The organism is Thalassospira sp. B30-1 (assembly GCF_015767575.1).
GTDB lineage: Bacteria > Pseudomonadota > Alphaproteobacteria > Rhodospirillales > Thalassospiraceae > Thalassospira > Thalassospira xiamenensis.
Genome location: NZ_CP065232.1, coordinates 4,384,178 through 4,409,010 on the forward strand (window position 1 = coordinate 4,384,178; position 24,833 = coordinate 4,409,010).

The window sequence follows — 24,833 nt, forward strand, 5'->3', positions numbered from 1 at the left end:
ATCGCGCGGCTAAGTGCTTTACAGCCCCCCAAAGGGCGCTTACTTACAAGCCACAACCCGAAACCGGAGATATTCCTTTGACAGAACGCCGCGCCCGTCCGGACAACCGCCACGCGCCACACCATAGCCAACCGGCCGATCTTCCCGATCCACGGATGCTGGCGCTCAAAACCCTGCAGGAGCTGCGCGGGGGGGAAGTCACACTGGACGAGCTTCTGTCAAAACACGGGTTTGGTCTGCCGTCACTGGATCGCAATTTTTTGCGTCAATTGCTCGGCACGACATTGCGCCATCTCGGTGAAATTGATGCCATGCTCGCCCCACGCTATCACCCGCCACAAGATCGCACCGCCGCACGACTGACCAATATCCTGCGTCTGGGTGTTGCCCAGCTGTTTTTCATGGATACAGCCGATCATGGTGCAGTTGACAGCACGGTTAATCTGGCGCGCGATGCAGGACTTCATCGGTACACCAAACTGATCAATGCCGTCTTGCGCGGCTTGCAGCGCGACGGCTTTGAATGGCCTGAAAATGTCGAAGACTGGCAATTGAATGTTCCGGCATGGCTGCGCGGATCATGGAAAAAGGCCTATGGCGCGGACGTGGCCCAGGGCATTGCACAGGCAAGCCTTGGCTATGCCATGCTTGATCTTTCGATCAAAGACCCGGCCGAGGCCGCCGAATGGGCGGAAAAAATGGACGGTATCGTCCTTCCAACCGGCACGGTCCGGCTTGAAGGCGGGCGTCGCATCCGCAACCTGCCGGGCTATAAAGACGGCAAATGGTGGGTGCAGGACGCGGCGGCATCCATCCCGGCCAAACTGTTTTCGGCTCACAAGGGCAAAACCATTTATGATCTCTGCGCTGCACCGGGCGGAAAAACCATGCAGCTTGCGGCTTTCGGTGCACAGGCCATTGCCGTTGATAAATCCGAGGGCCGCCTGAAACGCGTCTATGAAAACCTTGAACGGGTTGAACTCGGTGCCGCTGTTGTTATCGGGGACGCCACCGATCTGGCCCCTGATACGCCACGTGCCGATGCGGTTTTGCTTGATGCGCCTTGTTCGGCAACCGGCACCATTCGCCGCCATCCCGATATTTTGCTGCGTCAGAACGACAAACTGATGCGATCACTTTTGCCGATCCAGACCAAGCTGCTTAATCAGGCTGACAAGCTTCTGAATGTTGGTGGCGAGCTGATCTATTGCACCTGTTCGCTTCAGCCCGAAGAGGGCGAGCATCAGGTCAAATCGTTCCTGGCCGACCACCCCAATTACGAACGCAAGCCGATTACCGCCGACGAACTGGGCGGTTGGAGTGAGGCCATCAACGATGCCGGTGAATTGCGCATCCTGCCGCTACATATGCAGGAATATGGCGGGATCGATGGTTTCTTCTGCGCACGTCTGGTCAAGAAATCCTGATTGGTATCTTAAACGATACAGATCAAGACAGCCATTCGCCCCGCTTGGGTGACAGGACCGCGTTTTTGGGGTATGAGAACCGCGAAATTCCCATATCCCAACCCGCTTCAGGACCTTTGCCGCGCCATGACCGCATCAAACGCCATTAAAATCGCACCTTCGATCCTTTCCGCCGATTTCGCCCAGCTGGGTGTTGACGTCCGCGCGGTTGATGCCGCTGGCGCAGACTACATCCATATCGATGTCATGGATGGTCATTACGTGCCCAACATCACCATCGGCCCGGATGTGGTCAAGGCACTGCGCCCGCATAGCGACAAGGTGTTTGACGTTCACCTGATGATCGCACCGGTCGATCCCTATATCGAAGCCTTCGCCAATGCCGGATCCGACATCATCACCATCCATGCCGAAGCAGGCCCGCACCTGCATCGTTCGCTGCAGCTGATCAAGTCGCTGGGCAAAAAAGCCGGGGTGTCGCTGAACCCGTCAACGCCGGAAAGCGTCATCGAATATGTCATGGACATGGTTGACCTTGTTCTGGTCATGACCGTCAACCCCGGCTTTGGCGGCCAGAAATTCATTCCAAGCCAGCTTGAAAAAATCAAACGCATCCGCAAGATGATCGACGCGACCGGACGCGATATCGACCTTGAAGTCGATGGTGGCGTAAACCCGGAAATCGCGCCCAAGGTGATCGAAGCCGGGGCAAACGTTCTGGTCGCCGGTTCCGCGACCTTCAAAGGCGGCCCATCCGAATACGCCAACAACATCAAAGCCATTCGCGGCAACTGAGCCCGGCGGACTGCTTTATCTGGCAATTCAGAAATGAATAGGGTCGGCGCAAAAATTCCCGACCCTATTCATATATGTATCACCTGAAGTCAATTCCGGGAATGGCTGCAACATCAAAAATCGATGCAACGGCCCTTGTTTTCCCAATCACCAAATCGGGTCGGCTCGGGGCCTTTGGGCCCGCCGATTTCGCGCTGTTTTGCAGCAGCTTCCTTAGCGGCCTTGGCTTCGGCCAGCGCATTGATTGCATCCTGTGACAGAACAGGTGCCATGTCTGCACCGGCAATGGCTTCATTCTTTTCTTCCGAGGTTTTCGGTTCTGCCTTTTCTTTTGGCACCTCGTGAATGACGGTTTCGCGGAACTTTCCGGCCATCCTTATTCTCCGGTTGTCGGGACTGCCCGATGGAACTGTTATCCCAGAAATAGCCCGCCTGCACCGTCGGGGCAAGTTATAGGGCAGCAATATCTGGCAGGATTTCCAAAATCCGTTCGATTTCAGCAGCTTGGGATTTCAACGAGAAAATCCATCAAATATGCAGACAGCCATTTATCCGAAACTGGCTCTTTCCCCCCTGCACGAAAGCCGCTATTTCAGGCAGACGAGCAAACCAAGGAGAAACCATGCGTCCAATTCCCCAGCGTATCGCCGAAGAACTTTCATGCCGGCCGGAACAGGTCATTGCCACCATCGAGATGCTCAATGAGGGCTCCACCGTTCCATTCATTGCGCGCTACCGCAAAGAAAAAACCGGCGGCCTTGATGATACCCAACTTCGTACGCTGGAAGAACGCCTGCGCTATCTGACCGAACTGGAAGAACGCCGTTCAAGCGTGCTTGAAAGCATCCGCGAACAGGAAAAGCTGACGCCGGAACTTGAAAAGGCCATCAACGAGGCCGACACCAAAACCCGCCTTGAAGATTTGTACCTGCCCTACAAGAAAAAGCGCCGCACCAAGGCCCAGATCGCTCGCGAAGCCGGGCTGGAGCCGCTGGCGGATGATCTGTACGGCAATCCGAACCTTGATCCGGAAACAGAGGCCGCAAAATATGTCGATGCTGAAAAAGGCGTCGAAGATACCAAGGCCGCCCTTGATGGTGCGCGTCAGATCCTGATGGAACGCTTTGCCGAGGATGCCGATCTGGTCGCCAAGCTGCGCGACCTTTTGTGGAATGATGGCGAAATCAGTGCCAGCGTGATCGATGGCAAACAGGCTGAAGGTGCCAAGTTTTCCGACTATTTCGAACATTCCGAAAAAATCAAAACCTGCCCGTCGCATCGCGCACTGGCCCTGTTCAGGGGACGCAACGAAAACATCCTGCAACTTAAACTGACCCTGGGGGCCGCCGACGAAGACCGCCCGCGCACCGAGCAGGGCCGGGCCGAGATCATGATTTCCGCCCATGTCGGGATTGCCGACCGTGGCCGTGCCGCAGACAAATGGCTGGTGGATACGGTTCGCTGGACCTGGCGGGTCAAACTGTCGCTATCCATCGAACTTGATTTGTTCGGCACCCTTCGTGACAGCGCCGAAGAAGACGCGATCAAGGTGTTTGCCGATAACCTCAAGGACCTGCTGCTGGCCGCACCGGCCGGGCAGAAGGCCACCATGGGTCTTGATCCGGGGGTGCGTACCGGTGTCAAGGTTGCCGTGATCGATGCCACCGGCAAGATGGTTGATACCGCAACCGTTTACCCGTTCCAGCCACGCAATGACGTCGAAGGGGCGCTGAATACACTGGCGGCCCTTGCCGCCCGCCACAAGATCGAACTGATCGCGATTGGCAATGGCACCTATTCGCGTGAAACCGATGAGCTTGCCGGTCAGTTACTCAAACGCTTCCCGGCCCTTAAGGCGACCAAGGTCATCGTCAACGAATCCGGCGCATCGATTTATTCCGCGTCACAATTTGCCGCCGAAGAATTCCCCGATCTGGATGTGTCGCTGCGTGGCGCGGTATCCATCGCCCGCCGCCTGCAGGACCCGTTGGCGGAACTGGTGAAGATCGAACCAAAATCCATTGGTGTCGGGCAGTATCAGCACGACGTATCGGAAACCAAACTGGCCAAATCGCTCGATGCCGTGGTCGAGGATTGCGTAAACGGCGTGGGGGTTGACCTTAATACCGCGTCTATTCCGCTTCTGACCCGTGTTGCCGGACTTTCGGAAACACTGGCGCGCAATATTGTCGGTTATCGCGATATCAATGGCGCGTTCCGGTCGCGTGCGGACTTGCGCAAGGTCGAACGTCTGGGCCCCAAAGCGTTCGAACAATGTGCGGGATTTTTGCGCATCCGCGGCGGTGAAAACCCGCTGGATGCATCGGCCGTTCACCCGGAGGCCTATAAACTGGTGGAACGTATCAGCACGCGTTCCAACAAACCGCTGGCAGAGCTGATTGGCGACTCGCCCTTCATCAAAACCCTGCGCCCGGATGACTATGCCGATGATGTGTTCGGGGTTCCGACGATCCGCGACATTCTGGCCGAGCTTGATAAACCCGGCCGCGATCCGCGCCCGGAATTCAAAACCGCGAAATTCACCGATGGTGTGAACGAGATCAAGGACCTTAAAACCGGTATGAAGCTTGAAGGTACCGTCACCAACGTCACCAATTTCGGGGCGTTCGTGGATATCGGTGTCCACCAGGACGGGTTGGTGCATATTTCACAACTGGCCGACAAATTCGTTTCCGACCCGCGTGAAGTCGTCAAGGCAGGCCAGATCGTGTCGGTTACCGTCATGGAAGTCGATGCTCCGCGCAAACGTATCGGCCTGTCGATGAAATCAGCACCGGACTATGAAGGCACCCGTGAAAAGCGTACCGAGTCCCGTGGCAATCAAAGCAATCCCGGCCATCAGGCCCGCGGCAACACCGGGCGAAACAACCAGCACGGCGGAAATTATCAAAGCAGTCCGCGTAACAATCAAGGCAGTGCCGGAAATGACGGTGGTGCGATGGCCGCCGCACTCAAGGCCGCGATGGAACGCCGAAAGTAATAATTTCATAAAAATTTCGCGCACGATCTGATTGTAGAAAGCCCCCTAACCTTTTGTTCAGGGGGCTTTTTACCTGTGACCGATGGAAAATCGAAACATTCGGCACGGAAATGCCGCATTTGCGCCGCCATTTTCCCGTCTTCACCGCGCATCTTTACTTCACCAAAAAGAAGCGCGAGGAAACAACATGTTTAGATCTTTGCGCAGCAAGCCGGTTGTAATCGCCCTCGTCGGAGTTTTGACAGTGACGACAGCCGCACTGGCTGCAATCCGCGTCGCACCGAAAGCGACCACCGACAGTGTCACCATCCATGCTGATCAGCCGAAAGGCGAAGTCATCCTGTCCTTTCAGGACGGATCGATTGCGCTGAACAAAGATTGCGGCTCTTTTCCGTGCCGTATCGATATTTCCCGCCTGCAAAAGGGGGAATATGACGTGATGATCCGCAATGGCACCGATATTCAGAACATGGTCAGCCTTTATAAGGAATAGCGGGCTGACCGGTTATCCGGCTCGGGGTACATGACGCCCGATAACAGAAGCCTGTCGGGCAGACATTCGCAGAATTCAAAATATTTTCGCATCCATGGAACGATGCGCGCCTCAGCTTGTTTAAAGGGTATGAAATATCGCAAAGCCGTCCAAGGCATTGCGCGCTGCTTCCTTTGTCCTAGATAAAGGCCGAGGATTAAGACCACGAGGTTTTCCATCATGCCCGTTTCCAAACCAGCCAAAAGACAGTGATCATCCATAGCAACAAGTTTTCCAACAGGTTGCATGGGATTTTCACTTTTACGGCAGGTGGTAATGGGGATATGTTGCGGAAGCCCTGTGCTGACCGCACAAACCAATAACGAAAGTCGAGGATCTGTATCATGGCTCTTGAACTCCCTGCACTCCCCTATGCCTATGACGCGCTTGCACCGGTCATGTCGGCTGAAACCCTTGAGTTTCACCATGACAAACACCACAACGCCTATGTTGTGAACGGCAACAAGCTGCTCGAAGGTTCCGGCCTTGAAGGCAAGTCGCTCGAAGAAATCGTTGTTGCATCCTATGGCGATGCATCCAAAGCCGGCCTGTTCAACAACGCTGCCCAGCACTGGAACCATATCGAGTTCTGGCAGATGATGAAGAAAAATGGCGGCGGCAACATTCCGGGCGAACTGGAAAAGAAAATCGTTGAAGATTTCGGCTCTGTCGATGCCTTCAAGGAAGCCTTCATTCAGGCTGGCGTGACCCAGTTCGGTTCGGGCTGGTGCTGGCTGGCACTTGATAAATCCGGCAAGCTGGTCGTGACCAAAACCCCGAACGCGGAAAACCCGCTGGTTCACGGTCAGACCCCGCTGCTCGGTTGCGATGTCTGGGAACACTCCTACTACATCGATTACCGCAACGCGCGCCCGGACTATGTCAAAGCGTTCATCAACGACCTGGTGAACTGGGAATATGTTGCAGAACGTTTCTCCAAAGCTGGCTGATTAGACCCAAAGCTTTGAGATTGAATTTAAAAGCGGCCCTGATGCGGGCCGCTTTTTTTATGAGCCAAACATCAAGCTTTTGGTCACTTTCCAAGCACACTCGGTATATTGGTCACCTCAGTACCAATATAATATGCTCCGTCAAACGGATGAAGGACCTCCTGCTAGCAGGAAACCAAGCCCGTCCTTTGTCATAAATCTACCTTTATATATTAGTTGATCATTATTCAACCTATGATTATATTTAAATCCCGATAAACGCCTTAGAGGGATCAGCCATGCCTATAAAATTCAAAAAGTTGCGTGAAGCTGCCACCGTAACAATCATTCTAGCATTCACAAATACCGGGATGCTGAGCCAGGCAACCGCTCAAACTAAAAACCCTACCCTTGCAGTAATTCCAGCCGGTTTTAATTTTCCAACACCTGGATACGTCATCCAGCAATGGATAACAAATGCAGGATCAAGCGACACAACCGTCTCAGCTGCCGGATTAAAAAACATCCGCGATCATGGATGGGATTTATGGAATGGGATGACGCAAATGACGGGCATTAGTTCCGGTGGCGCGACGATTGCAGAAATCGAAGTTCCAATCTGGACCACCTGGCCGGACCAAACGCAGGCGCTAAAACCGATATTCTCCAAATCAGGTGCTAGCGAATTACTATTTGAACTCTCGCAAGAAACCGCCATGCGCCGACCAAAGCAATTCAAACACCTAAAAAAGGCAGAAGTAAAAGCCAAAGCCGACACTGCCGCCGCCCCCGAGATTGTGTATACATTGGAGACAGAACGATTTAACAGAACCTGGGTAATTTCGGCGAATACACCTCAGATTGTGCCCTTTGGACAAGGCATTTATTCCATTCTGGGTAAAGCCAACATTGACAATTATGCCAACGATTTCCCGGCCAGCTATTCCCCTGGAGCAAAAGCGATTCTCGACTTCGATGCCCGAGCGATAGAGACCAAACCGGTATATTACGCCCTGAAAAGCAAGGGCACATCCATCATGCCCTATTGGCAGGGAACCAGTTCATCGGCCACAACAAATACAACCAATCCCGTACCGGAAACATGGAAAACCTGTGTCATCATTGATGCAGAAAATACAGCGACAACCGGTATGCGCGTAGCCACGGCAAATGAACAAAATGGTGCCTATGCCGCACCGGGCTTGCAATGCGCAAGCTATCTTTATGCTCCGATTGGTATGGTGTTTGTGCAAAGCCTGACCGCACTGGAAGCAGCCGCATTCGAAGGACAACCAGACATTAAGGCAGGCGACTTCGGTGCGCTTATGGCTATGCATGTCAACAGCAAGGAAACCGATTCCTGGACCTGGCAGACATTCTACTGGCAGGGGGATCCGTCTTTTGAAACCAACAGTCCAGGCAGCCTTGAGGGTCAACCATCTTCACTCGGCGCGCCTTGGTCAAGCTATGCAATGTGTACTGCCTATGATCAAAGCTATGATCGCGGTGCAACCATGAACCTTTGCTATAACCCGTATCTGGAAACAAGCCCCGGAATCCCCGATGGTATCCAGTCAAACTGCGTAAGCTGTCATGGCTCTGCCAATGTTGCGGCACAAGGCACAGAAAACCCGCCCAGCTATCCGTCAAACTATGACAAACTGATTGATTTTGGCGGATCAGAGTTCAAAGGCGTCATGAAAACTGACTTCTCCTGGACTATTGCCGACCAACAGTAACACAGCGGAAAATATGAAAAAGGAGCCCTGCAAGCACTCAGCGGGACTCCTTTTATCATCGTAAATTATCCGACGAGATCAGATATCGAACTTGATACCCTGCGCCAGCGGCAGTTCGCGGGAATAGTTGATCGTGTTGGTCGCACGGCGCATATAGCCTTTCCATGCGTCCGAACCCGATTCACGACCGCCACCGGTTTCTTTTTCGCCGCCAAAAGCACCGCCGATTTCCGCACCCGACGGGCCGATATTGACGTTGGCGATACCGCAATCCGAACCAACGGCTGACAGGAACAGTTCGGTTTCACGCAGATCGGTCGAGAATATGCAGGATGACAGGCCCTGTGGCACACCGTTCTGAAGCGCAATGGCTTCTTCAAGCGTTTCATAGGTCATGACATACAGGATCGGCGCAAAGGTCTCGTGGCGCACGGTTTCGGTCTGCGACGGCATTTCGACAACCGCCGGGGTGACGTAATAGGCATTCGGATACTGATCGGCCAACACGCGTTCACCGCCATGCACTTTACCGCCGTCTTTCTTGGCATTGGAAAGCGCGGTCTGCATGTTGTTAAAGCTGTCCTCGTCAATCAGCGGACCGACAAGCGTGCCATCGGCAAGCGGATCACCGATTTTGACAGACTTGTAGGCAGCAACGATTTTCGGCAGCAATTCGTCTTTGACGTCTTTGTGGACAATCACGCGACGCAAGGATGTGCAACGCTGACCACATGTCCCAACCGCCGAGAAGACCACCGCGCGCACGGTCATATCAAGGTCGGCAGACGGGGTCACGATCATCGCATTGTTGCCCCCCAGTTCCAGGATGGTCCGGCCAAAACGTTCCGCCACACGCGGTGCAACTTCGCGGCCCATACGGGTTGAACCGGTTGCCGAAACAAGTGCGACATCATGGCTGTCGGTAAGGGCTTCGCCAATGCTGCGATCACCGATCACCACCTGATGCAGGCCTTCGGGGGCATCACCGAATTTCGCCAATGCCTTTTCAAAGATTTTCTGGCAGGCAAGCGCCACAACCGGGGTTTTTTCCGACGGTTTCCAGATCACCGAGTTGCCGCAAACCAATGCAAGGGCTGTGTTCCATGACCAGACGGCAACCGGGAAGTTAAACGCGGAAATGACGCCAACAACACCCAACGGGTGCCAGTTTTCCATCATTTTATGGCCCGGACGTTCGGACGCGATGGTCAAACCGTAAAGCTGACGGGACAGGCCGACGGCGAAATCGCAGATATCGATCATTTCCTGAACTTCGCCAAGACCTTCCTGATAGATCTTGCCGCATTCCAGCGACACCAGACGCCCCAGCGGTTCCTTGGCTGCGCGCAGTTCTTCACCCAGAAGACGGGCCAGTTCACCGCGACGCGGGCCGGGCACCTGACGCCACTGGGTAAATGCCTTTTTCGAACGCGCAATGATGTCGTTCATTTCCGACGGATCGGTTTCGGCAACAGCCGCAATTTCAGAACCGTCAACCGGGGTCTGAACCTTAAGCGTACCATTGGAAATCTCGGCCTCGGACAGGCCCAGTTCAGTCAGAATGTTTTTGAAACTCACGGTTAAGCTCCCTTCTTTTTGAGTTTTACGGCAATCACGACCGGTCATCCGCATCCGACACCGCTGCCAGTTTTGGCAACACCTTGCCGATGATGGCAAAGGCTTCATCGACCTGTTCGAACGGAATGGTCAGCGGGGCCAGAAGGCGCACCACATTGGCGTGTTCACCACTTGGCATCAACAATAGCCCGCTCGCACGGGCCAGTTGCAATAATGTTTGCAGTCGTTTTGGCGACGGGGTGCCGTCATCTGCAATCAGTTCAAAGGCGCGCATCGCACCAATACCGCGCATCGCACCGATCACATGCCCACCGGGCAAATCGCGCAGCCAGGCAATATGGGTGGCATATTTTTCGCCAAGCTGCCTGGAACGGTGCAAAATATCGTCTTTTTCCAGCACTTCAAACACACCGGTCGCCGCCGCACAGGCCACCGGATTACCGGAATAAGTCCCACCCAGGCCACCGGGCATCAGGGCATTCATCACATCTTCGGCCCCCGTGATCGCCGCCAGCGGAAAACCACCGCCAATACCCTTGCCCATCACGATAATATCGGGGCAGACATTGGCATGTTCGATGGCAAACATCTTACCCGTCCGGCCAAAGCCCGACTGGATTTCATCAGCGATCAGAACCATGCCATTGGCATCACAAAGACGGCGCAGTTCGACAAGAAAGGCCGCGTCGCACGCCCGAAAACCGCCCTCGCCCTGCACAGGTTCGATCACCACGGCACCGATGCTTCCGGGGTCAACCGATAAGGCAAACAATCTGGCGATGGCATCCATTGCATCGGCCACTGATACACCGGTTTCACGGCAGGGATATGGCAAATGGTAAACCGGCCCCGGAAGCGGCCCCAATCCGGTCTTGTAGGGTTTGGTTTTACCCGTCAGCGCAAGGGTCGCAAGCGTTCGGCCATGAAACGCGCCTTCGAAAGCAATAACACCGGTCCGGCCGGTAAAGGCACGGGCAAGTTTCAGGGCATTTTCCATCGCCTCCGCCCCGGAATTGGTTAGCATCGATTTTGCCGGACCTTCAATCGGGCAGTTTTGCGCCAGCCAATCGGTTACCGCGACATAAGGTTCATGGGGCAACGCGTTAAAGCACGAATGGGTAAACCGTTCGCACTGCGCCGCCACACGGGCCATGACGACCGGATTGCGATGGCCGGTATTCAATACCCCGATCCCGCCGATGAAATCGATATAACGATTGCCATCGATATCCCAGGCTTCGGCATTCAGCGCCCGATCCAGATAAATCGGGTGCAGAGTACGAATACCATTTGAAACACTGTGTTTCTGGCGTGCCGTGACAGTGGCGGCGTCCATCACGGCATCAGATGTCTGGTTGGTCATATCGTCACGGGGCATGTGGGGTTGCTCCGGCTTTCATCGTTAAGATATTGATTTCGAACGTTCGTTTCGAAATCGATTTAAATCACGTTCAGTTCCAGAACCGGGGCATTGTCACGAATGCGCTCATATCCGAACACGGACATATCAAGTGTTTGGTAGTGGCCCGCAACGATCAGTTCTGAAAGACCACGGCCAACTGCCGGGCTTTGCTGCAATCCATGGCCCGAAAATCCATTGGCAAAGAAGAAGTTCTTTACCTCGGGATGCGGACCGATGATCGCGTTCTGATCAAGCAGGTTATAGGAATAATGCCCGGCCCAGGCATTGACCATCTTGATCGCCTCGAACCGTTCACACCGCTCGTAAAGCCCCGGCCAGATAATTTCGTCAAACAGGCTGTAATCGACGTCAAAATCCCAGCATTCCGGGTCACGATCCGCAGGCGGCGCAATGCCGGTAATGAAAAGATCGCCTTCGGGACGGACATAAAGGCCACTTGGATCAATCAGCATCGGACAGGCCGCGTTAATGTCGGCCGCATCCCGGCAATCAAACACAAAGATACACCGTTTGCGCGGCTCCACCGGGATTTCAAGCCCCGCCATGCGGGCAACTTTTGACCCACCGGTTCCCGCTGCATTAATCAGCGCCCCGCAGCCAAACCGCCGTCCGTCTTTCAGAACCACACCCGTGACCTGATTGCCATCGCGCAGCACTTCGACGACTTCGCCGTCGATATAATCAGCCCCCTGACGGCGGGCCTGTTTGCGGAAGGATTGCATCAGGGAATAGGCATCAAACCAGCCTTCCCCGGTGCGGCCCCAGCAGGCCGCCGCCAGATCGGATGTGTTCATCCACGGATATTTGGCGGCCAGTTGATCGGGCTCCATCCAGACGATATCAGCCCCCAGCTTGGTCTGGGTTGCGTGGTTATGTCGCAGGATATCGCGGCCGGACTCGGTCGCCAGAACCAGATAGCCCTTTTCATGGAAGGAAATATCGACGTCGGGATCAAGATCACGTTTCAGATTACGCAGGAATTCAATGCCAAAACCCGACATTTCAATGTTGATCGGGGTCGAAAACTGCTGACGGATCGATGCCGCCGACAGGGTTGTCGAACAGAATTCATAATTCGGGTCTTTTTCAATGACCAGAACCCGGCCCTTGAAATCATCCCGGCCGGTCAAAAACCACGCGGCGGAGCTTCCGATAACCGCCCCGCCAACAATGATGACATCATAATTTTCGTCCATTGAACCCATGATCGCCTATCACCCGATAGAATGTTTTGAAACCGGAACGGTATAACCCGTTCCGGCATTCCGGTCTTTTTGCTTCCTTATGCCGCCTTGCTTCCGGCGGTCATCTTAAAGATGCCCTGTGCATTGCTGCTGTCAAATCGAAGATCCAGTTTTTGCTCCCCGGTCGTCTCGTCACGCACGTGATCACGGCTGATGAATTCATAGAAGGAACCGGGCACATCGCGGGTCACCAGATCGCCATTGGCATCACGCATCTGACGCAGAACACGGGTTGCCTTGAACGCGGTCTGACGCACCGATCCGGTGCTGGAAATCTCGACCTTCTCCTTCATCGGGCGGCCTTTGGCGCGCTGTTCGTCGGCGACCGCCTCGATATCGTCAACCCGATCCGTTGCGTGGTTGAATGCATTGCCTTCGGTTGAAATCCACGCCATTTCGGCGGATTCAGCCAACAGTATTTCGTAATCGGCCTCGGCTACCGGGCCGTGCTGCGCCCCAAAGCATTTGACCAGAACCGGCAGAAGCTTGGTCGCATCGGCAAAGCCGATATTGCCGTTAGCAGCCAGTTGATCCAGCAGGACCTTGGCACCGGGCGACAGCGGATCAACCGATTTGCCAACCGTATTGGCAACCGCCTGCTGAAAGGCAGGGCTGAATTCTTCGACATGAAGTTCGGACACAAAGAACTGCGCGATCAGTTCCGGTTCATCTGCATGACAAAACGCCCGGCCCGTCATTTTCAAACGCGACAACGGGTAAAGACCGGCAATATCGAACCCAAGCGGGGCAAGGATGCGTGCCATGGCAACATGACCGCGCGGCAATGCGCCGGTTGCCGGGCCATCGACGGTACGAATGGCACCATGATCGAAAATGATCGGCTCGCCCGCGGCCAGTTTATCCTCGGAATAGGCTTTGCCTTCGGGAACGGCTTCCAGAAGACCATCAAACAGGATCATGTTAAGCGCCTGCGCCATCGTCAGGCGGCTGACTTTTCCGGCCTCATTCGCAGGATCGGCCAAAAGCCGGTCATTCACATCAATCATCCGAAACAGATAATCGGCCTTTGTCTCGCCAATAACGGCCTTAAGCACCGCGCCAAGCTGGCTGTTCAAGGGGGATTTAACTGGCTGGGGCATTTCTGCCTCTCCTTCCGTAATATTATCAATTACCCGATCAATTTTACTGTCCGGAAGGATCATGTGGTGGCACGAGGGGTTCCGAACCATTGAAATGCTAAGACTTGGCAGGAATTCTAACAAACGATATATTCGCACCATATCATTCCATTTGGTAATGAACTTGGGGATCAAAACACATGCGTCGCGTCCTGCCGTCCCTCACTGCCCTGCAATTTTTCGAAAGCTCCGCCCGGCATCTCAGCTTTACCCGTGCGGCAGAGGAACTGAACGTGACGCAAAGCGCGATCAGCCGCCAGATCCGCGCACTTGAGGAATATCTGGGCCGGGATCTTTTTCGTCGGGTGAAAAAGCGCCTGAAACTGACCGCGGCGGGCGAAGCCTATGCCGCGCAGGTGCGCGACCTTCTCGACCGGGCAGAAGCCGCAACCCTGCAGGTCATGGCCTATTCCGACGCGGGCGGGATGCTGAATGTCGGCACATTGCCGACCTTTGGCGCGCGCTGGCTGGTGCCGCGACTGGGGGATTTCAAAACCACATGGCCCGATATCCAGCTTAACCTGATCACCCAGACCCGCGAATTCAACTTCACCCGCGAAGGCATCGATATCGCCATCCATTTTGGCGAGGACAACATGCCCGGCTGCGTGTTTCACCGCCTGATGGGCGAAACCCTGATTGCGGTTTGCGCGCCCAAAATCCTTAAGGAAAATGACGATCTGCCGATTGCACGTGAACGGGTCCGCAATTGCACCCTGTTGCAACATTCCACCCGTCCCCGTGCCTGGCAGGACTGGCTGGCCGCAACCGGTGTTGCGGTTGTGGATGAACTGGCCGGTCCCAGGTTTGAACATTTCCATATGGTCATCCAGGCCGCCGTCGCCGGACTGGGGCTGGCCCTTCTGCCGGAATTTCTGGTGCGCGAAGAACTTGATAACGGGCGGCTTGTCGCCCCGTTTGACGTATCGATCCCCAACCGGCACGCCTATTACGTTGTTTACCCCGAAGAAAAGGAAAACAACTTTGCGGTTCGGGCCTTCCGCGACTGGATCATCGCGACATGCAGGGTGGAATCAGCACAATCAAACGCCGCATGACATCCTTCAACGGATATATCCCGACAACGAATTTTATTGCCGATTGAATCCACGCCCCCTAAAGTTCCCATCCATATGTATAAGAGCCGCCATTCAGGCGGTCAGGCAGGGGCATCCGTTGCAGGATGTTCAGACAGGGGTGGCCCTTCGGGGAATGACTGGGGTATAGGGAAATGGTTGTGTCACAACTGGAAAACCGTCTGGCGATTTACAACATCCTGCCGGAAACATTTGGTGCCCTCCGCAAGGCATCAGGACTGATCCACGATAAATCGGCCCAACGCGCCGAGACATTTTACCGGACCATTAGCCAAAGCGAAGATCTGAAATCCGATCCCCTTTCAGACGCCACCATTACATCCCTGATAAAAACGCTTCAAAACCACTGGACCCAGTTGTTTGACGGCAAGGTCGACGAAAATTTCGTCAAACAGGCCAACCGGATCGGCCAGACCCACGAAACCCACGGCATTACCCCAAAGCTTTACATCGCGACCTACAATGCGATCACCGATGCCCTGATCGAGGCCATCATAACCCGCTTTCGCTGGAACGCCGGTCAGGCGGCAAACATCGTCACCTCGCTGACATCAGTCATGCTGCTCGATATCGAACTGACGCTGACCGCCTATTGCGATGCCAGTGCCGTCAAACGCCATAATGCATCGGAAAATGCCTTCGCCGATCAGCAGCTTGATCGCACAATGGAACTGTCGGTTGCGATCAATCAAAGTGCCGTATCCAATGCCCGCATGATGAATGTCATCGAAGACGTTGATCGCAAGGCGCAATCGATTTCGGCTGCCATCGATCAGATGGTTTCCGGCATCAGTCACATCGCCGAAAATGGCCGGGCTGCTGCCGATAACGCGACCGATGCCATCACCGCCACCCGCAACGGCCAGCAAACCGTCAGGGAAGCTGTCGGCAGCATGGATGACATCGCACATGCGGTGTCGGACGCATCTGGCCGGGTCGATGCCCTGGCCGAGGCATCGGAAAAAATCGGCGAGATTGTCGCCTCCATCGAAGCAATTGCCGCCGAAACCAACCTTCTGGCGCTCAACGCTACAATCGAGGCCGCCCGCGCGGGCGAAGCCGGCAAGGGTTTTGCCGTCGTCGCGGGCGAGGTCAAGGCCCTTAGCCAGCAGACCGCACGCGCGACCGAGGAAATCCGCAGCCGCATCGTTAACCTGCAAGGCGAAACACAGGGCATCGTCGATGCCATGGCACGCGGCAATGATGCCGTCTCACGCGGGCAGAATGTGATGAATGATGTTGCCCGCGAAATGGGTGACATCGGCAGCAAGATGGAAGACACCACACGCCGCATTGCCGATATTTCAACCATCCTTGATGAACAGAACAAGGCAACCGATGCCGTCCGCGATGGCATTACCGGTATCGCAGGGCAAACCGGCGGGCAGGTTGCGGCAATCCGCTCGGCCATTGGTGTTATCGGTCAGGTCGAAGGCCTGATCGAAACACAGGTTTCCGAACTGGTTCAGTATGAAATTCCGAACCGCACCATACGAAGTGCCCGCGCCGAACATGCCGTGTTCTTCAAATCCGTTGCCGAATTGCTCGCCGGACTGGGCAGCAGTGCCGATATCCAGATGGGCGATGCCAAAACCTGCCGGTTTGGCAAATGGTATGACAGCCCGGCATCAAAACCGTTCCGCCATCTGCCGTCTTTCGACGCGATCCGGGCACCGCATCTGGCACAACACGAAGCCGGTCATGCGGCAATCACGGCCTTCAGGAACCGCGATATTATTGCCGCGGAAACGGCCTTCGCCCGCATGGAAACTGCGACCCGTGAAGTCCTGCAGAAACTCGATCAACTGGCAAACGAAGCGCGCAATATCACACCACTCGCCGAAGCCGCCGAATAGCCGGCCACGTAAAAAGACCCGAACAGCTTGAAACCTTATCCACCGATCTTGCTGGCAGATCCCGCACGAAGGGCTGCAATCATCTGAATGCACACAATCACGAACAGGAAGGACAAGGCCGCCTCCCAGTTGCCAAGCAGGTCATGCAGGGCTCCAAACAAAACCGGACCGACCGCGGCCAGCAAATAACCAACCGACTGACACATCCCCGACAATCGCGCCGAGGTTTGCGGGTCCGCCCCGCGGATACCCACCAGCGTCAATGCGATGCTGATCATCGCCCCCTGGCCAAGCCCCATGCAGAACGCCCAAAGATAGGGAAGCTCGGTCGTGGCAAAAACAAACCCCGGAATGCCGATCATCAACGGAACATGCAAAATGACCATCGCCAGTTTCTTGTTGGCGATTTTCGAATAGATCAGCGGTGCGGCAAACGCCGCCGGAATGCCAAACACGTTAAAGATCGTCAGAAGGGTTGCGGCCTCCCCCTCGGAAATGCCGCTATCGATGAAGACCTTCGCGACCCAGGCCGTGCCGGTATAAAACATCAGCGACTGGCACCCGAAAAACAGCGCAAGCCACCATGCCTCGGCATTTTTCCACAGTGAAACCTGTGTGACAGAAACGGGTGCCGGGCCCTTATGTCGATAACGCAACATTGGCAACCACAACAGGAAGGCAAGGGCGGCAAACACCGCCCAGATCCCCAATGAATAACGCCAATCACCATCCGCCGCATTTCGTATCGGAATTGCAACGAATGCCGCAACAGTCGCACCGGTCGACATTGTAAAGGTGTAAAGCGCTGTAATCAAAGCAACACGGGTCGGGAAACTGCGCCGCACCAGCGACGGGGTCAGCACGTTTAAAACGGCAATCGCCGACCCCAGAATGATCGTGCCAACAATCATGATGCCATAACTGCCGGTCGCGCGAAGTCCCTGCCCCACCGCAATAAACAGCAACATGGTCAGAAGGGTTGCCTCCAACCCGAACCGCTGGCCAAGGCGCGGCGCAAAGATCGATAACACACCGAAACTAAGAACCGGTATGGTCGTCAACAGCCCAAGCTGCACGCCCGAAAGCTGCAGATCAAGACCGACAATCTCGGCAAGCGGCCCCATGGCAACGATGCTGCCGCGCATGTTCGCTGCCAAAAGCAAAAGCGCCAGCAGAAAGCCAATATGCGGACCAAGGTGACGAAATCCGCGTGCCGCGGGATCGGCTGATCGCGTGTTTCCATCCTGCTGCGTTGGGGACACAGCGGGCGAAGCTTCAGACGGTGCAACACCGCCCTGATTTTGGGTCATCGGAATACTCCGGCGAAGGTGGTGGCGGGGAAAGCCTGAGTAACTTTGTTATTCATGCACCAGAAAGATCGATCAAACCGGCAGAATGCCAATCAGAACACGCATCGCAATCACGACAAACAATACCGCGATGATGCGTTCGATCCACATCGAATGTGCGCGCAGCCATGGCAAAACCGCGCCATGCGACAAGCCAACAGCAACAAGGCAGTACCAGGCAGCATCAATTCCCGCGGCGGTGAAAGCCAGCAGGAATTTACCGCCCCATTCAAATTCCGGGGACACGAACTGACTGAACAGGGCAAGGAAAAACAGCGCAATCTTCGGGTTCAGAAACGCGATCATGAAACCATCACGCGCTGCCTGCGTCATTGTATCGGCGACCTGCCCATTCTGATCAGATTCGAACCGTGCGCCTGATCCTGCCGCACGCCAGGCCCTGATCGCCAGATAGATCAGATAAAGTGCGCCAAGGACGCTGACGATATTGCGAAATGCCGGAACCGTCTGGAAAAGTATGCCAAGGCCGGTCATGGTGATGACGGCATAAAAACCGACGCCCAATCCATGAGCCACCGCACAGGCAAACCCCGCCTGACGTGATTGCCCGACGGAATATCGCAAAACAACGGCCAGACTGGGGCCGGGCGTCATCGCGCCAAGGATGCAGATTGTCGCAACGGACAACCAGGCCGCAAATGTCATGACGTTTCCCTTGGTCTTTCTGAGTTTTTTTATCGCGCCTAATGCCGCGCCATCAAGCTAGCGGGATGTCTGAACCGTTTCAACGCAAATGATGTTTCAAAATCGCATCAATCACAGGCGAAAACGCGTTCTGAATCAAGGCATTCCCCGATGCCTTTTTCTTACCTTATCTGCCGCACTCTCTCCTTAAAGCCGCCCGATGCCTTCCTTGTTGCCCGATCAGACTGTCTGATCGGCGGCGTATCCATTTCCCGGAATGCCACCACGATAAAACAAAATGGGAAGGACACGAGAGATGCGAAACGTAGCTATTACATTGGCCGTTGCCAGCACACTGGGATTGTCGGCCTGTAGCGGTTTGGGTGACAGGGATCAGAAAATGCTGAGCGGCGCCGCCATTGGTGCCGGTGTTGGCGTTGTGGGTACAGCCGTCACGGGCGGATGTATTTCCTGCGGGGCTTTAATTGGCGGGGTCGTTGGCACCGGTGCCGGTTATATCCTTCATGAAAATGAGGAACGCCGGAAGTGACAGGCTTGAAATGGTCCCGACGCATTATGGCCGCTGCGGTCTCTATTGGCATCGTCGCACCGGTTGCCATTCCGGCGATGGCCTTTGCCGACCCGCCACCCTGGGCACCGGCGCACGGTCATCGTGCAAAGCATAATGATAAACACCACCACCACAGGGATTATGACCGCGGATATCGACCCGACATGTTCGTATCAGACGGGAATTTCCTGCGATGCAACCGCGATGTGATTGGTGCACTGATCGGCGGCGGCGCAGGAACGGCTATCGGATCGACAATCGGCAAAGGCAGCGGGCGTGACGTTGCCATGATTGGCGGTGCGATCCTTGGCCTGCTGGGTGGGTACTCTGTCGGGCAAAGCCTGGATCAGGCCGATGTCGCCTGCACGGGATATGCCCTTCAACAAATTCCGGACGGACAGACCGCCCACTGGATCAACCCGGAGTCGCAACGCCAGTTTGATATGACGCCAACCCGGACATGGCAAAATACGGCGGGACGTTATTGCCGCGAATATACGGCAACAACCGTCATTGGCGGAAATCAGAAGCAAAGCTATGGCACAGCCTGCATGCAACCCGATGGAAGCTGGCAGATCGTATCTTGATATCGCCTGCCGAAAATACGACCTATACGCGTAGTTGTATATTGAAGGACCCGGAACTTCCGGGTCCTTTCTGCTGTCTGGAACCGCAATTTTGCGGTCGATTATTTATCCAGATCAGTGACTTAATAGGAGTCTAACTATCCATATCGTAATTTGTTTTACGTTAACGTCACTTTGCGTTACAGTGCTGACATAAACAGAAAAACAAAATCAGCTTCACAGGGAGGCGTTCGTGGAGGATATCCTCGAATCCGTAAAACAGAAACTTCCGCAATTGCGCGGCCTTAATGCCGTGGTTGCCTTTGATTGCGGCGAAGATGGACATATCGTCATTGATGCGACCGGCCCCGAGCCGGAAATCAGTGATGACGATATGAGCGACGCGGACTGCATCCTGAAAATCAAGAAAGCCAATCTGGAAAAGATGATTGCCGGCAAACTTGATCCGATGCTCGCCTTTACAATGGGCAAGCTCAAGATCAAGGGCTCCATGGGAGTCGCGGCAAAACTTTCATCCATGCTGGATTGATTTCTATCGTCAGGGGAACAGGGATGCGGCACAGCTTTATCAAAAGCACCGTTCTTTGCACTTTGGCCGCCGGATTGATCGGAAGCCTTGGTGCAACTTCATCGGCGCATGCCGACGAAACGCTGAATTACCAGGTCTTGAAGGATGGTGAACCCATCGGCTTTGAAACGGTCGAAATCACCGATACGCAAGATGGTTATACCGCCGCCATCACCACACGCACCGATGTGACAGTCCTTTTTCTTCAATTCCAATATGGCCATTCACGCCTTGAAAAATGGCGGAACGATCAGCTTATGTCGGTTGATACCGACACAAATGATGACGGCACCCCATATACCTACAAGGCTGAATATGACGGCGATTGCTATGAGGTCGCCGGCAAGGGAATCGCGAAACGTGATGCCTGCGACGGTGCATGGCCCCTCACGCTTTGGCGCGAGGATATCACCGCGAAAACAAGTCTTTACAGCGTCATCAATGCCGAACCTTACGCTGTAACAACCCGGAAAACCGGGACAGAAACACTTGTCATCAAGAACCGGGAAATACCGGCCACACACTATGCCATGACCGGGGATGTCCAACGCGATCTCTGGTATGGCGACGACGGCAGGCTTCTGAAAACAAGTTTCAAAAGAAAGGGTTACGACATCGACTTTATCCGGGTCGATGCCACAGACCTTCAAAAATAAAAGCGGGCGCAAAAAGCGCAAATTCCAAAACCGTTATGATCCAGGGAGAAACCCATGACGTCCAAATTCAAGAAAGGCTGCCTGTGGGGGGCAGCTTCCGGAACAGCACTTATCTGCGCACTTGCCGCAAGCGGCAGCGCCCACGCATCAGGCTTCCAGGTCCGTGAAACCAGCGGCACATTACAGGGTTCCAGCTTTGCGGGCATGTCGACGCTCTCAACCGATGCATCAACCATGTTCTACAATCCCGGAACAGTCGGCCAATACAAAGAAACGAGCTACAGTGTTGGTGGCACGTTGATTATGCCTGTCGCGAAAGCGAAAAACATTGAGGCATCCGGAGGCCTTGTCACAAACACTCAAACCTTCAACAACGGCAGCTATAAAGATATGGCACAGGACGCGTTTGTACCTAACGCTCATGCCGTCTGGAAACTAAATGACCAGTTAAATCTGGGTGTTTCAATTACGTCACCATGGGGACTGGTCACTGACTATGAACCTGATTTTGCAGGGCGCTTTTATGGTACAACCTCCAAAATCCAGACCATCAATATCAAGCCTGTTCTTGCCTACAGATTTGATAACGGGTTGTCGATCGGTGCTGGACCTCAAATTCAGCAGATGGATGCGTCGCTCGCTAGATCGGTTCCAAACCTTGCTGGTGCGGGCGAAGGAAACAGTGAAGTAAGTGGTGATTCAGTGGATGCCGGCTGGGCCGCTGGTATCAACTGGGAAGTGATTGATGGTACGAAAATCGGTCTTTCCTACAACTCTGAAATCAAGCACGAACTTGACGGTAAAATTGACTTTGATACGGCCGCCAACGCACTTGGTTATACCGACCGGAATGCGACGGCAAAGGTTGCCACGCCAGAATCAATCACCTTTGGCGTCTCCCAGGAACTGAGCAGTCAGTGGACCGTTATGGCAGACGCCCAGTGGACCAACTGGAACTCCATCGACACGCTCACCTTCAATTATGATGGTGACATCAGTCCGCAAGCCGGAACGCAAAGCTCAACCTCTGACGAATATAAGTGGGGTAGCGCCTGGTTTGCATCACTTGGCGCAAGATACCAGTATGACGATAACTGGTCCTTTACGGGTGGCGTCGCCTTTGATGAATCGCCAATAAAAACCGAATATCGCAATGTTAGACTGCCTGATTCCGACCGTTATTGGGTCTCACTTGGTGCCGCATACAAGGTTGCAGACTGGGCGGCCGTAAGCCTTGGATATACCCACGTTTTCGCAAACTCGGCACGCGTTGACGAGACGGATACATTCCTTGGCAGTTACGCGGCAGATTACGACGCACACGTCGACATCATCGCTCTACAGGCGAATTTCAAGTTCTGATCGGTTATACTGTTCGATGCGGGATGGCGGTTTGCCATTCCGCACCGGGCGGTTTTTTTTGCCCGCAAAGTGACGTTAACGTAATGGAGTTAACGCGTATGAACCAAATAAACGTCCAAGACGCGCCTGTCCTGCAAAACGGTGTCGATATCAGCTCGCCAGTGCGTATGCGCCCGGTTCACGAGATTTTTGATGATGCGGCAAAGCGTTTTGCCAAGCGCCCATGTCTTGATTTCCTGGGTCGTATTTACGACTACGAAGACATTGCCAGACAAATCGATCGCGTCGCCGAAGGCTTTCATCAGCTCGGCGTGCGTAAAGGCGACAAGGTCGGGCTGTGCCTGCCCAACACACCTTATTACGTGATCTGCTACTATGCCGTGCTGAAATGCGGCGGCGTCGTTGTCAATTTCAACCCGCTTTATGCCAAGCGCGAGATCGCCTATCAGATCGAGGATTCCGGTTGCCGCCTGATGGTAACGCTTAACCTGAAGCAGATTTATTCCAAGGTTGCCGATTGCCTGGATGTAACCTGCCTGAAGCGGATCGTCGTCTGCGAGATGAGCGACATCCTTCCCCCGGTCAAAAGCGTTCTTTTCAGCCTGTTCAAGCGCAGCGAACTTGCCGAAATCCCCAAAGATTTGCGCCATATTCCTTTTTCGCGGCTGGCTGATTGCAAACCCATAAACTTCGTTGCGGACGTAACGGTCAACGATCTGGCCGTGCTGCAATATACCGGTGGTACAACCGGTCGCCCCAAGGGGGCAATGCTGACCCACGGAAATCTCAGCGCCAATGTCGATCAATTGACACGCTGGATGCCCGATGCAAATCCCGGCCATGAAGTCACTTTATGTGTGCTGCCATTTTTCCACGTCTTTGCAATGACCGTGGCACTGAACACGTCGATCAATCTCGGGGCGGAACTTGTTCTACAGCCGCGCTTCGAACTTGATGCGTTGTTAAAGGCACTCGACAAGAAAAACGTCACGATCTTCCCCGGTGTGCCGACGATCTACACGGCGATCAATAATTCGCCGGAAACGCTCAAACATGACCTGTCTTCGGTCCGTTGCTGCATTTCGGGCGGCGCGCCGCTTCCTGTTGAAGTCAAACACCGGTTCGAAGAAATCACCGGTGCCAAACTGGTCGAAGGCTATGGCCTGACCGAAGCAAGCCCGGTCTGCACATGCAATCCGGTTAAAGGCGTCAATAAGGAAGGATCAATCGGCATTCCCTTGCCCGGCTCCGATATCCAGATCAGGTCGCTTGATCGGTCCGATCAGATCATGCCTGCCGGGGAAAAGGGCGAGGTTTGCGTTCGCGGCCCGCAGGTGATGCCGGGATACTGGCAGAACGAAACCGCAACCAGGGAAACCTTTGTCGATGGCTGGCTTAAGACCGGCGATGTGGGTTATGCCGATCAGGACGGATATATATTTCTGGTTGATCGACTTAAAGACGTTATTTTATGCAGCGGTTACAATGTCTATCCGCGCGCCATCGAAGAAGCGCTTTATCTGCATGAACAGATCGCCGAGGTCACGGTTATCGGCGTTCCCGATCAGTATCGCGGTCAGGCACCCAAGGCCTTTGTGCGTCTGAAGGACAATGTCACCGATGTGACCGCCGAAGATTTGCGAACATTCCTTGATGACAAGATTTCGAGAATCGAAATGCCACGTGAAATCGAGATCAGGGAAGAACTTCCAAAAACCATGGTCGGCAAATTGTCGAAGAAGGAACTGGTCGAGGAAGAGCGCCTGAAACGCGAGGGAAAAGCACAATAATTCAATACGTTAACGTCATGTCACACAGAATGGAAAAAATCCAAGTGACGTTAACGTAAACTAATTGACGTAAAGATAAAAATATATACCATAGGGGCGATCAAATGACGAAAATTGACGACCGGTTTTATACCGTTCCCGAACTGGCCGAAAATCTGGGGGTTACGCCACGCACCATCCGGTTTTACGAACAAAAAGGTCTCGTAGCACCACAACGTGCCGGCACGACAAGGATCTACACCCGGCAGGACAGAGCCAGAATGCTGATCATCCTGCGGGGCAAAAGACTGGGTTTCACGCTGAAAGAGATTGCAGATTATCTGGATCTTTATGGCGCAGACCCCACCCAGGCCGAACAGATCAGGATGTTGCTGACCCGGGTCCGGGAACGGATAGAAGCCCTGGAAGATCAACGCCAGGCACTGGACGTCACTTTGGATGAATTGCGTGACATCGAACAACAATCGATTGATGCGCTTAAAGAAAAAGGACTCGATCCGGTAGCGTAACAATTGCTTTCCGGAATCGCTGACAGCTCAGGAAGG

General features: G+C 54.4%; 23 protein-coding genes. 15 read left to right on the forward strand and 8 right to left on the reverse strand.

Annotated elements, in window-relative coordinates:
• The first annotated feature begins 77 nt into the window (after positions 1–77).
• Positions 78–1,427, forward strand: a complete 1,350-nt coding sequence (locus IT971_RS20385; protein ID WP_063092436.1) for an RsmB/NOP family class I SAM-dependent RNA methyltransferase — start codon at positions 78–80, stop codon at positions 1,425–1,427.
• A gap of 126 nt (positions 1,428–1,553) precedes the next feature.
• Positions 1,554–2,222: a ribulose-phosphate 3-epimerase gene (gene rpe / locus IT971_RS20390; RefSeq protein WP_040061298.1), complete on the forward strand. Its 669-nt coding sequence runs from the start codon at positions 1,554–1,556 to the stop codon at positions 2,220–2,222.
• Positions 2,223–2,335: 113 nt separating this feature from the next.
• Here the strand turns inward: rpe and IT971_RS22475 are convergent, their stop codons facing one another.
• The gene (locus IT971_RS22475) at positions 2,336–2,596 is read right to left on the reverse strand and encodes a DUF1674 domain-containing protein (protein ID WP_007088679.1); all 261 of its coding nucleotides are present in this window, start codon (positions 2,594–2,596) and stop codon (positions 2,336–2,338) included.
• A gap of 248 nt (positions 2,597–2,844) precedes the next feature.
• Between IT971_RS22475 and IT971_RS20400 the strand changes: the two genes are divergently transcribed.
• Both IT971_RS20400 and IT971_RS20405 read left to right on the forward strand, forming a co-directional pair.
• Positions 2,845–5,223 carry a Tex family protein gene (locus tag IT971_RS20400; protein WP_063092435.1) on the forward strand — a complete coding sequence of 793 codons (2,379 nt, stop codon included), beginning with the start codon at positions 2,845–2,847 and terminating at the stop codon, positions 5,221–5,223.
• A 187-nt stretch (positions 5,224–5,410) separates the two neighbouring features.
• The gene (locus tag IT971_RS20405) at positions 5,411–5,716 is read left to right on the forward strand and encodes a hypothetical protein (RefSeq protein ID WP_051682147.1); all 306 of its coding nucleotides are present in this window, start codon (positions 5,411–5,413) and stop codon (positions 5,714–5,716) included.
• On the opposite strand, the gene IT971_RS20410 is transcribed toward IT971_RS20405, so the two are convergent.
• Positions 5,704–6,003 carry a hypothetical protein gene (locus IT971_RS20410; RefSeq protein ID WP_063092434.1) on the reverse strand — a complete coding sequence of 100 codons (300 nt, stop codon included), beginning with the start codon at positions 6,001–6,003 and terminating at the stop codon, positions 5,704–5,706. The genes IT971_RS20405 and IT971_RS20410 overlap by 13 nt on opposite strands.
• Positions 6,004–6,099: 96 nt before the next feature.
• Between IT971_RS20410 and IT971_RS20415 the strand changes: the two genes are divergently transcribed.
• Both IT971_RS20415 and IT971_RS20420 read left to right on the forward strand, forming a co-directional pair.
• Positions 6,100–6,705, forward strand: coding sequence for a superoxide dismutase (locus IT971_RS20415; RefSeq protein ID WP_007088675.1), 606 nt, complete (start codon positions 6,100–6,102; stop codon positions 6,703–6,705).
• Positions 6,706–6,983: 278 nt separating this feature from the next.
• A complete protein-coding gene (locus IT971_RS20420; protein ID WP_139189986.1) occupies positions 6,984–8,423 on the forward strand; it encodes a hypothetical protein in 1,440 nt (479 codons plus the stop codon).
• Positions 8,424–8,501: 78 nt separating this feature from the next.
• Here the strand turns inward: IT971_RS20420 and IT971_RS20425 are convergent, their stop codons facing one another.
• The 4 genes from IT971_RS20425 to IT971_RS20440 form a co-directional block, all read right to left on the reverse strand.
• Entirely contained in the window at positions 8,502–10,001 is a 1,500-nt protein-coding gene (locus tag IT971_RS20425) for an aldehyde dehydrogenase family protein (protein WP_110252385.1), read from the reverse strand.
• A gap of 34 nt (positions 10,002–10,035) precedes the next feature.
• A complete protein-coding gene (locus IT971_RS20430) occupies positions 10,036–11,379 on the reverse strand; it encodes an aspartate aminotransferase family protein (protein ID WP_082822557.1) in 1,344 nt (447 codons plus the stop codon).
• 62 nt (positions 11,380–11,441) lie between these two features.
• Entirely contained in the window at positions 11,442–12,629 is a 1,188-nt protein-coding gene (locus tag IT971_RS20435) for an FAD-binding oxidoreductase (protein ID WP_063092432.1), read from the reverse strand.
• Between the two features lie 77 nt (positions 12,630–12,706).
• Positions 12,707–13,768, reverse strand: coding sequence for a DUF1338 domain-containing protein (locus IT971_RS20440; RefSeq protein ID WP_063092431.1), 1,062 nt, complete (start codon positions 13,766–13,768; stop codon positions 12,707–12,709).
• Positions 13,769–13,947: 179 nt separating this feature from the next.
• Between IT971_RS20440 and gcvA the strand changes: the two genes are divergently transcribed.
• Together gcvA and IT971_RS20450 are read left to right on the forward strand one after the other, a co-directional pair.
• On the forward strand, positions 13,948–14,865 hold the full coding sequence (gene gcvA, locus IT971_RS20445) for a transcriptional regulator GcvA (RefSeq protein WP_063092430.1): 918 nt from the start codon (positions 13,948–13,950) through the stop codon (positions 14,863–14,865).
• A 173-nt stretch (positions 14,866–15,038) separates the two neighbouring features.
• Entirely contained in the window at positions 15,039–16,760 is a 1,722-nt protein-coding gene (locus IT971_RS20450) for a methyl-accepting chemotaxis protein (protein ID WP_063092429.1), read from the forward strand.
• 35 nt (positions 16,761–16,795) lie between these two features.
• Here IT971_RS20450 and IT971_RS20455 read toward each other — a convergent pair whose 3' ends face one another.
• A complete protein-coding gene (locus tag IT971_RS20455) occupies positions 16,796–18,070 on the reverse strand; it encodes an MFS transporter (protein WP_063092428.1) in 1,275 nt (424 codons plus the stop codon).
• A gap of 72 nt (positions 18,071–18,142) precedes the next feature.
• Positions 18,143–18,775 (reverse strand): LysE family translocator, encoded by a 633-nt coding sequence (locus tag IT971_RS20460; protein ID WP_063092427.1) that lies wholly within the window; start codon positions 18,773–18,775, stop codon positions 18,143–18,145.
• A 295-nt stretch (positions 18,776–19,070) separates the two neighbouring features.
• Between IT971_RS20460 and IT971_RS20465 the strand changes: the two genes are divergently transcribed.
• The 7 genes from IT971_RS20465 to IT971_RS20495 all read left to right on the forward strand — a co-directional run bounded on the left by IT971_RS20465 (position 19,071) and on the right by IT971_RS20495 (position 24,797).
• The gene (locus IT971_RS20465) at positions 19,071–19,304 is read left to right on the forward strand and encodes a glycine zipper domain-containing protein (protein ID WP_040060230.1); all 234 of its coding nucleotides are present in this window, start codon (positions 19,071–19,073) and stop codon (positions 19,302–19,304) included.
• A complete protein-coding gene (locus IT971_RS20470) occupies positions 19,301–19,912 on the forward strand; it encodes an RT0821/Lpp0805 family surface protein (RefSeq protein ID WP_063092426.1) in 612 nt (203 codons plus the stop codon). Before IT971_RS20465 ends, IT971_RS20470 begins: the two co-directional genes overlap by 4 nt.
• Before the next feature lie 232 nt (positions 19,913–20,144).
• Positions 20,145–20,441 carry an SCP2 sterol-binding domain-containing protein gene (locus IT971_RS20475; RefSeq protein ID WP_063092425.1) on the forward strand — a complete coding sequence of 99 codons (297 nt, stop codon included), beginning with the start codon at positions 20,145–20,147 and terminating at the stop codon, positions 20,439–20,441.
• Positions 20,442–20,464: 23 nt separating this feature from the next.
• Positions 20,465–21,136, forward strand: a complete 672-nt coding sequence (locus IT971_RS20480; protein WP_063092424.1) for a DUF6134 family protein — start codon at positions 20,465–20,467, stop codon at positions 21,134–21,136.
• Between the two features lie 54 nt (positions 21,137–21,190).
• A complete protein-coding gene (locus tag IT971_RS20485) occupies positions 21,191–22,498 on the forward strand; it encodes an OmpP1/FadL family transporter (RefSeq protein ID WP_063092423.1) in 1,308 nt (435 codons plus the stop codon).
• 98 nt (positions 22,499–22,596) lie between these two features.
• Complete coding sequence (locus IT971_RS20490; protein ID WP_063092422.1) at positions 22,597–24,288, forward strand: long-chain fatty acid--CoA ligase; 1,692 nt, start codon at positions 22,597–22,599, stop codon at positions 24,286–24,288.
• A gap of 104 nt (positions 24,289–24,392) precedes the next feature.
• The gene (locus IT971_RS20495; RefSeq protein ID WP_062950364.1) at positions 24,393–24,797 is read left to right on the forward strand and encodes a MerR family DNA-binding transcriptional regulator; all 405 of its coding nucleotides are present in this window, start codon (positions 24,393–24,395) and stop codon (positions 24,795–24,797) included.
• The last annotated feature ends 36 nt before the right edge of the window (positions 24,798–24,833 follow it).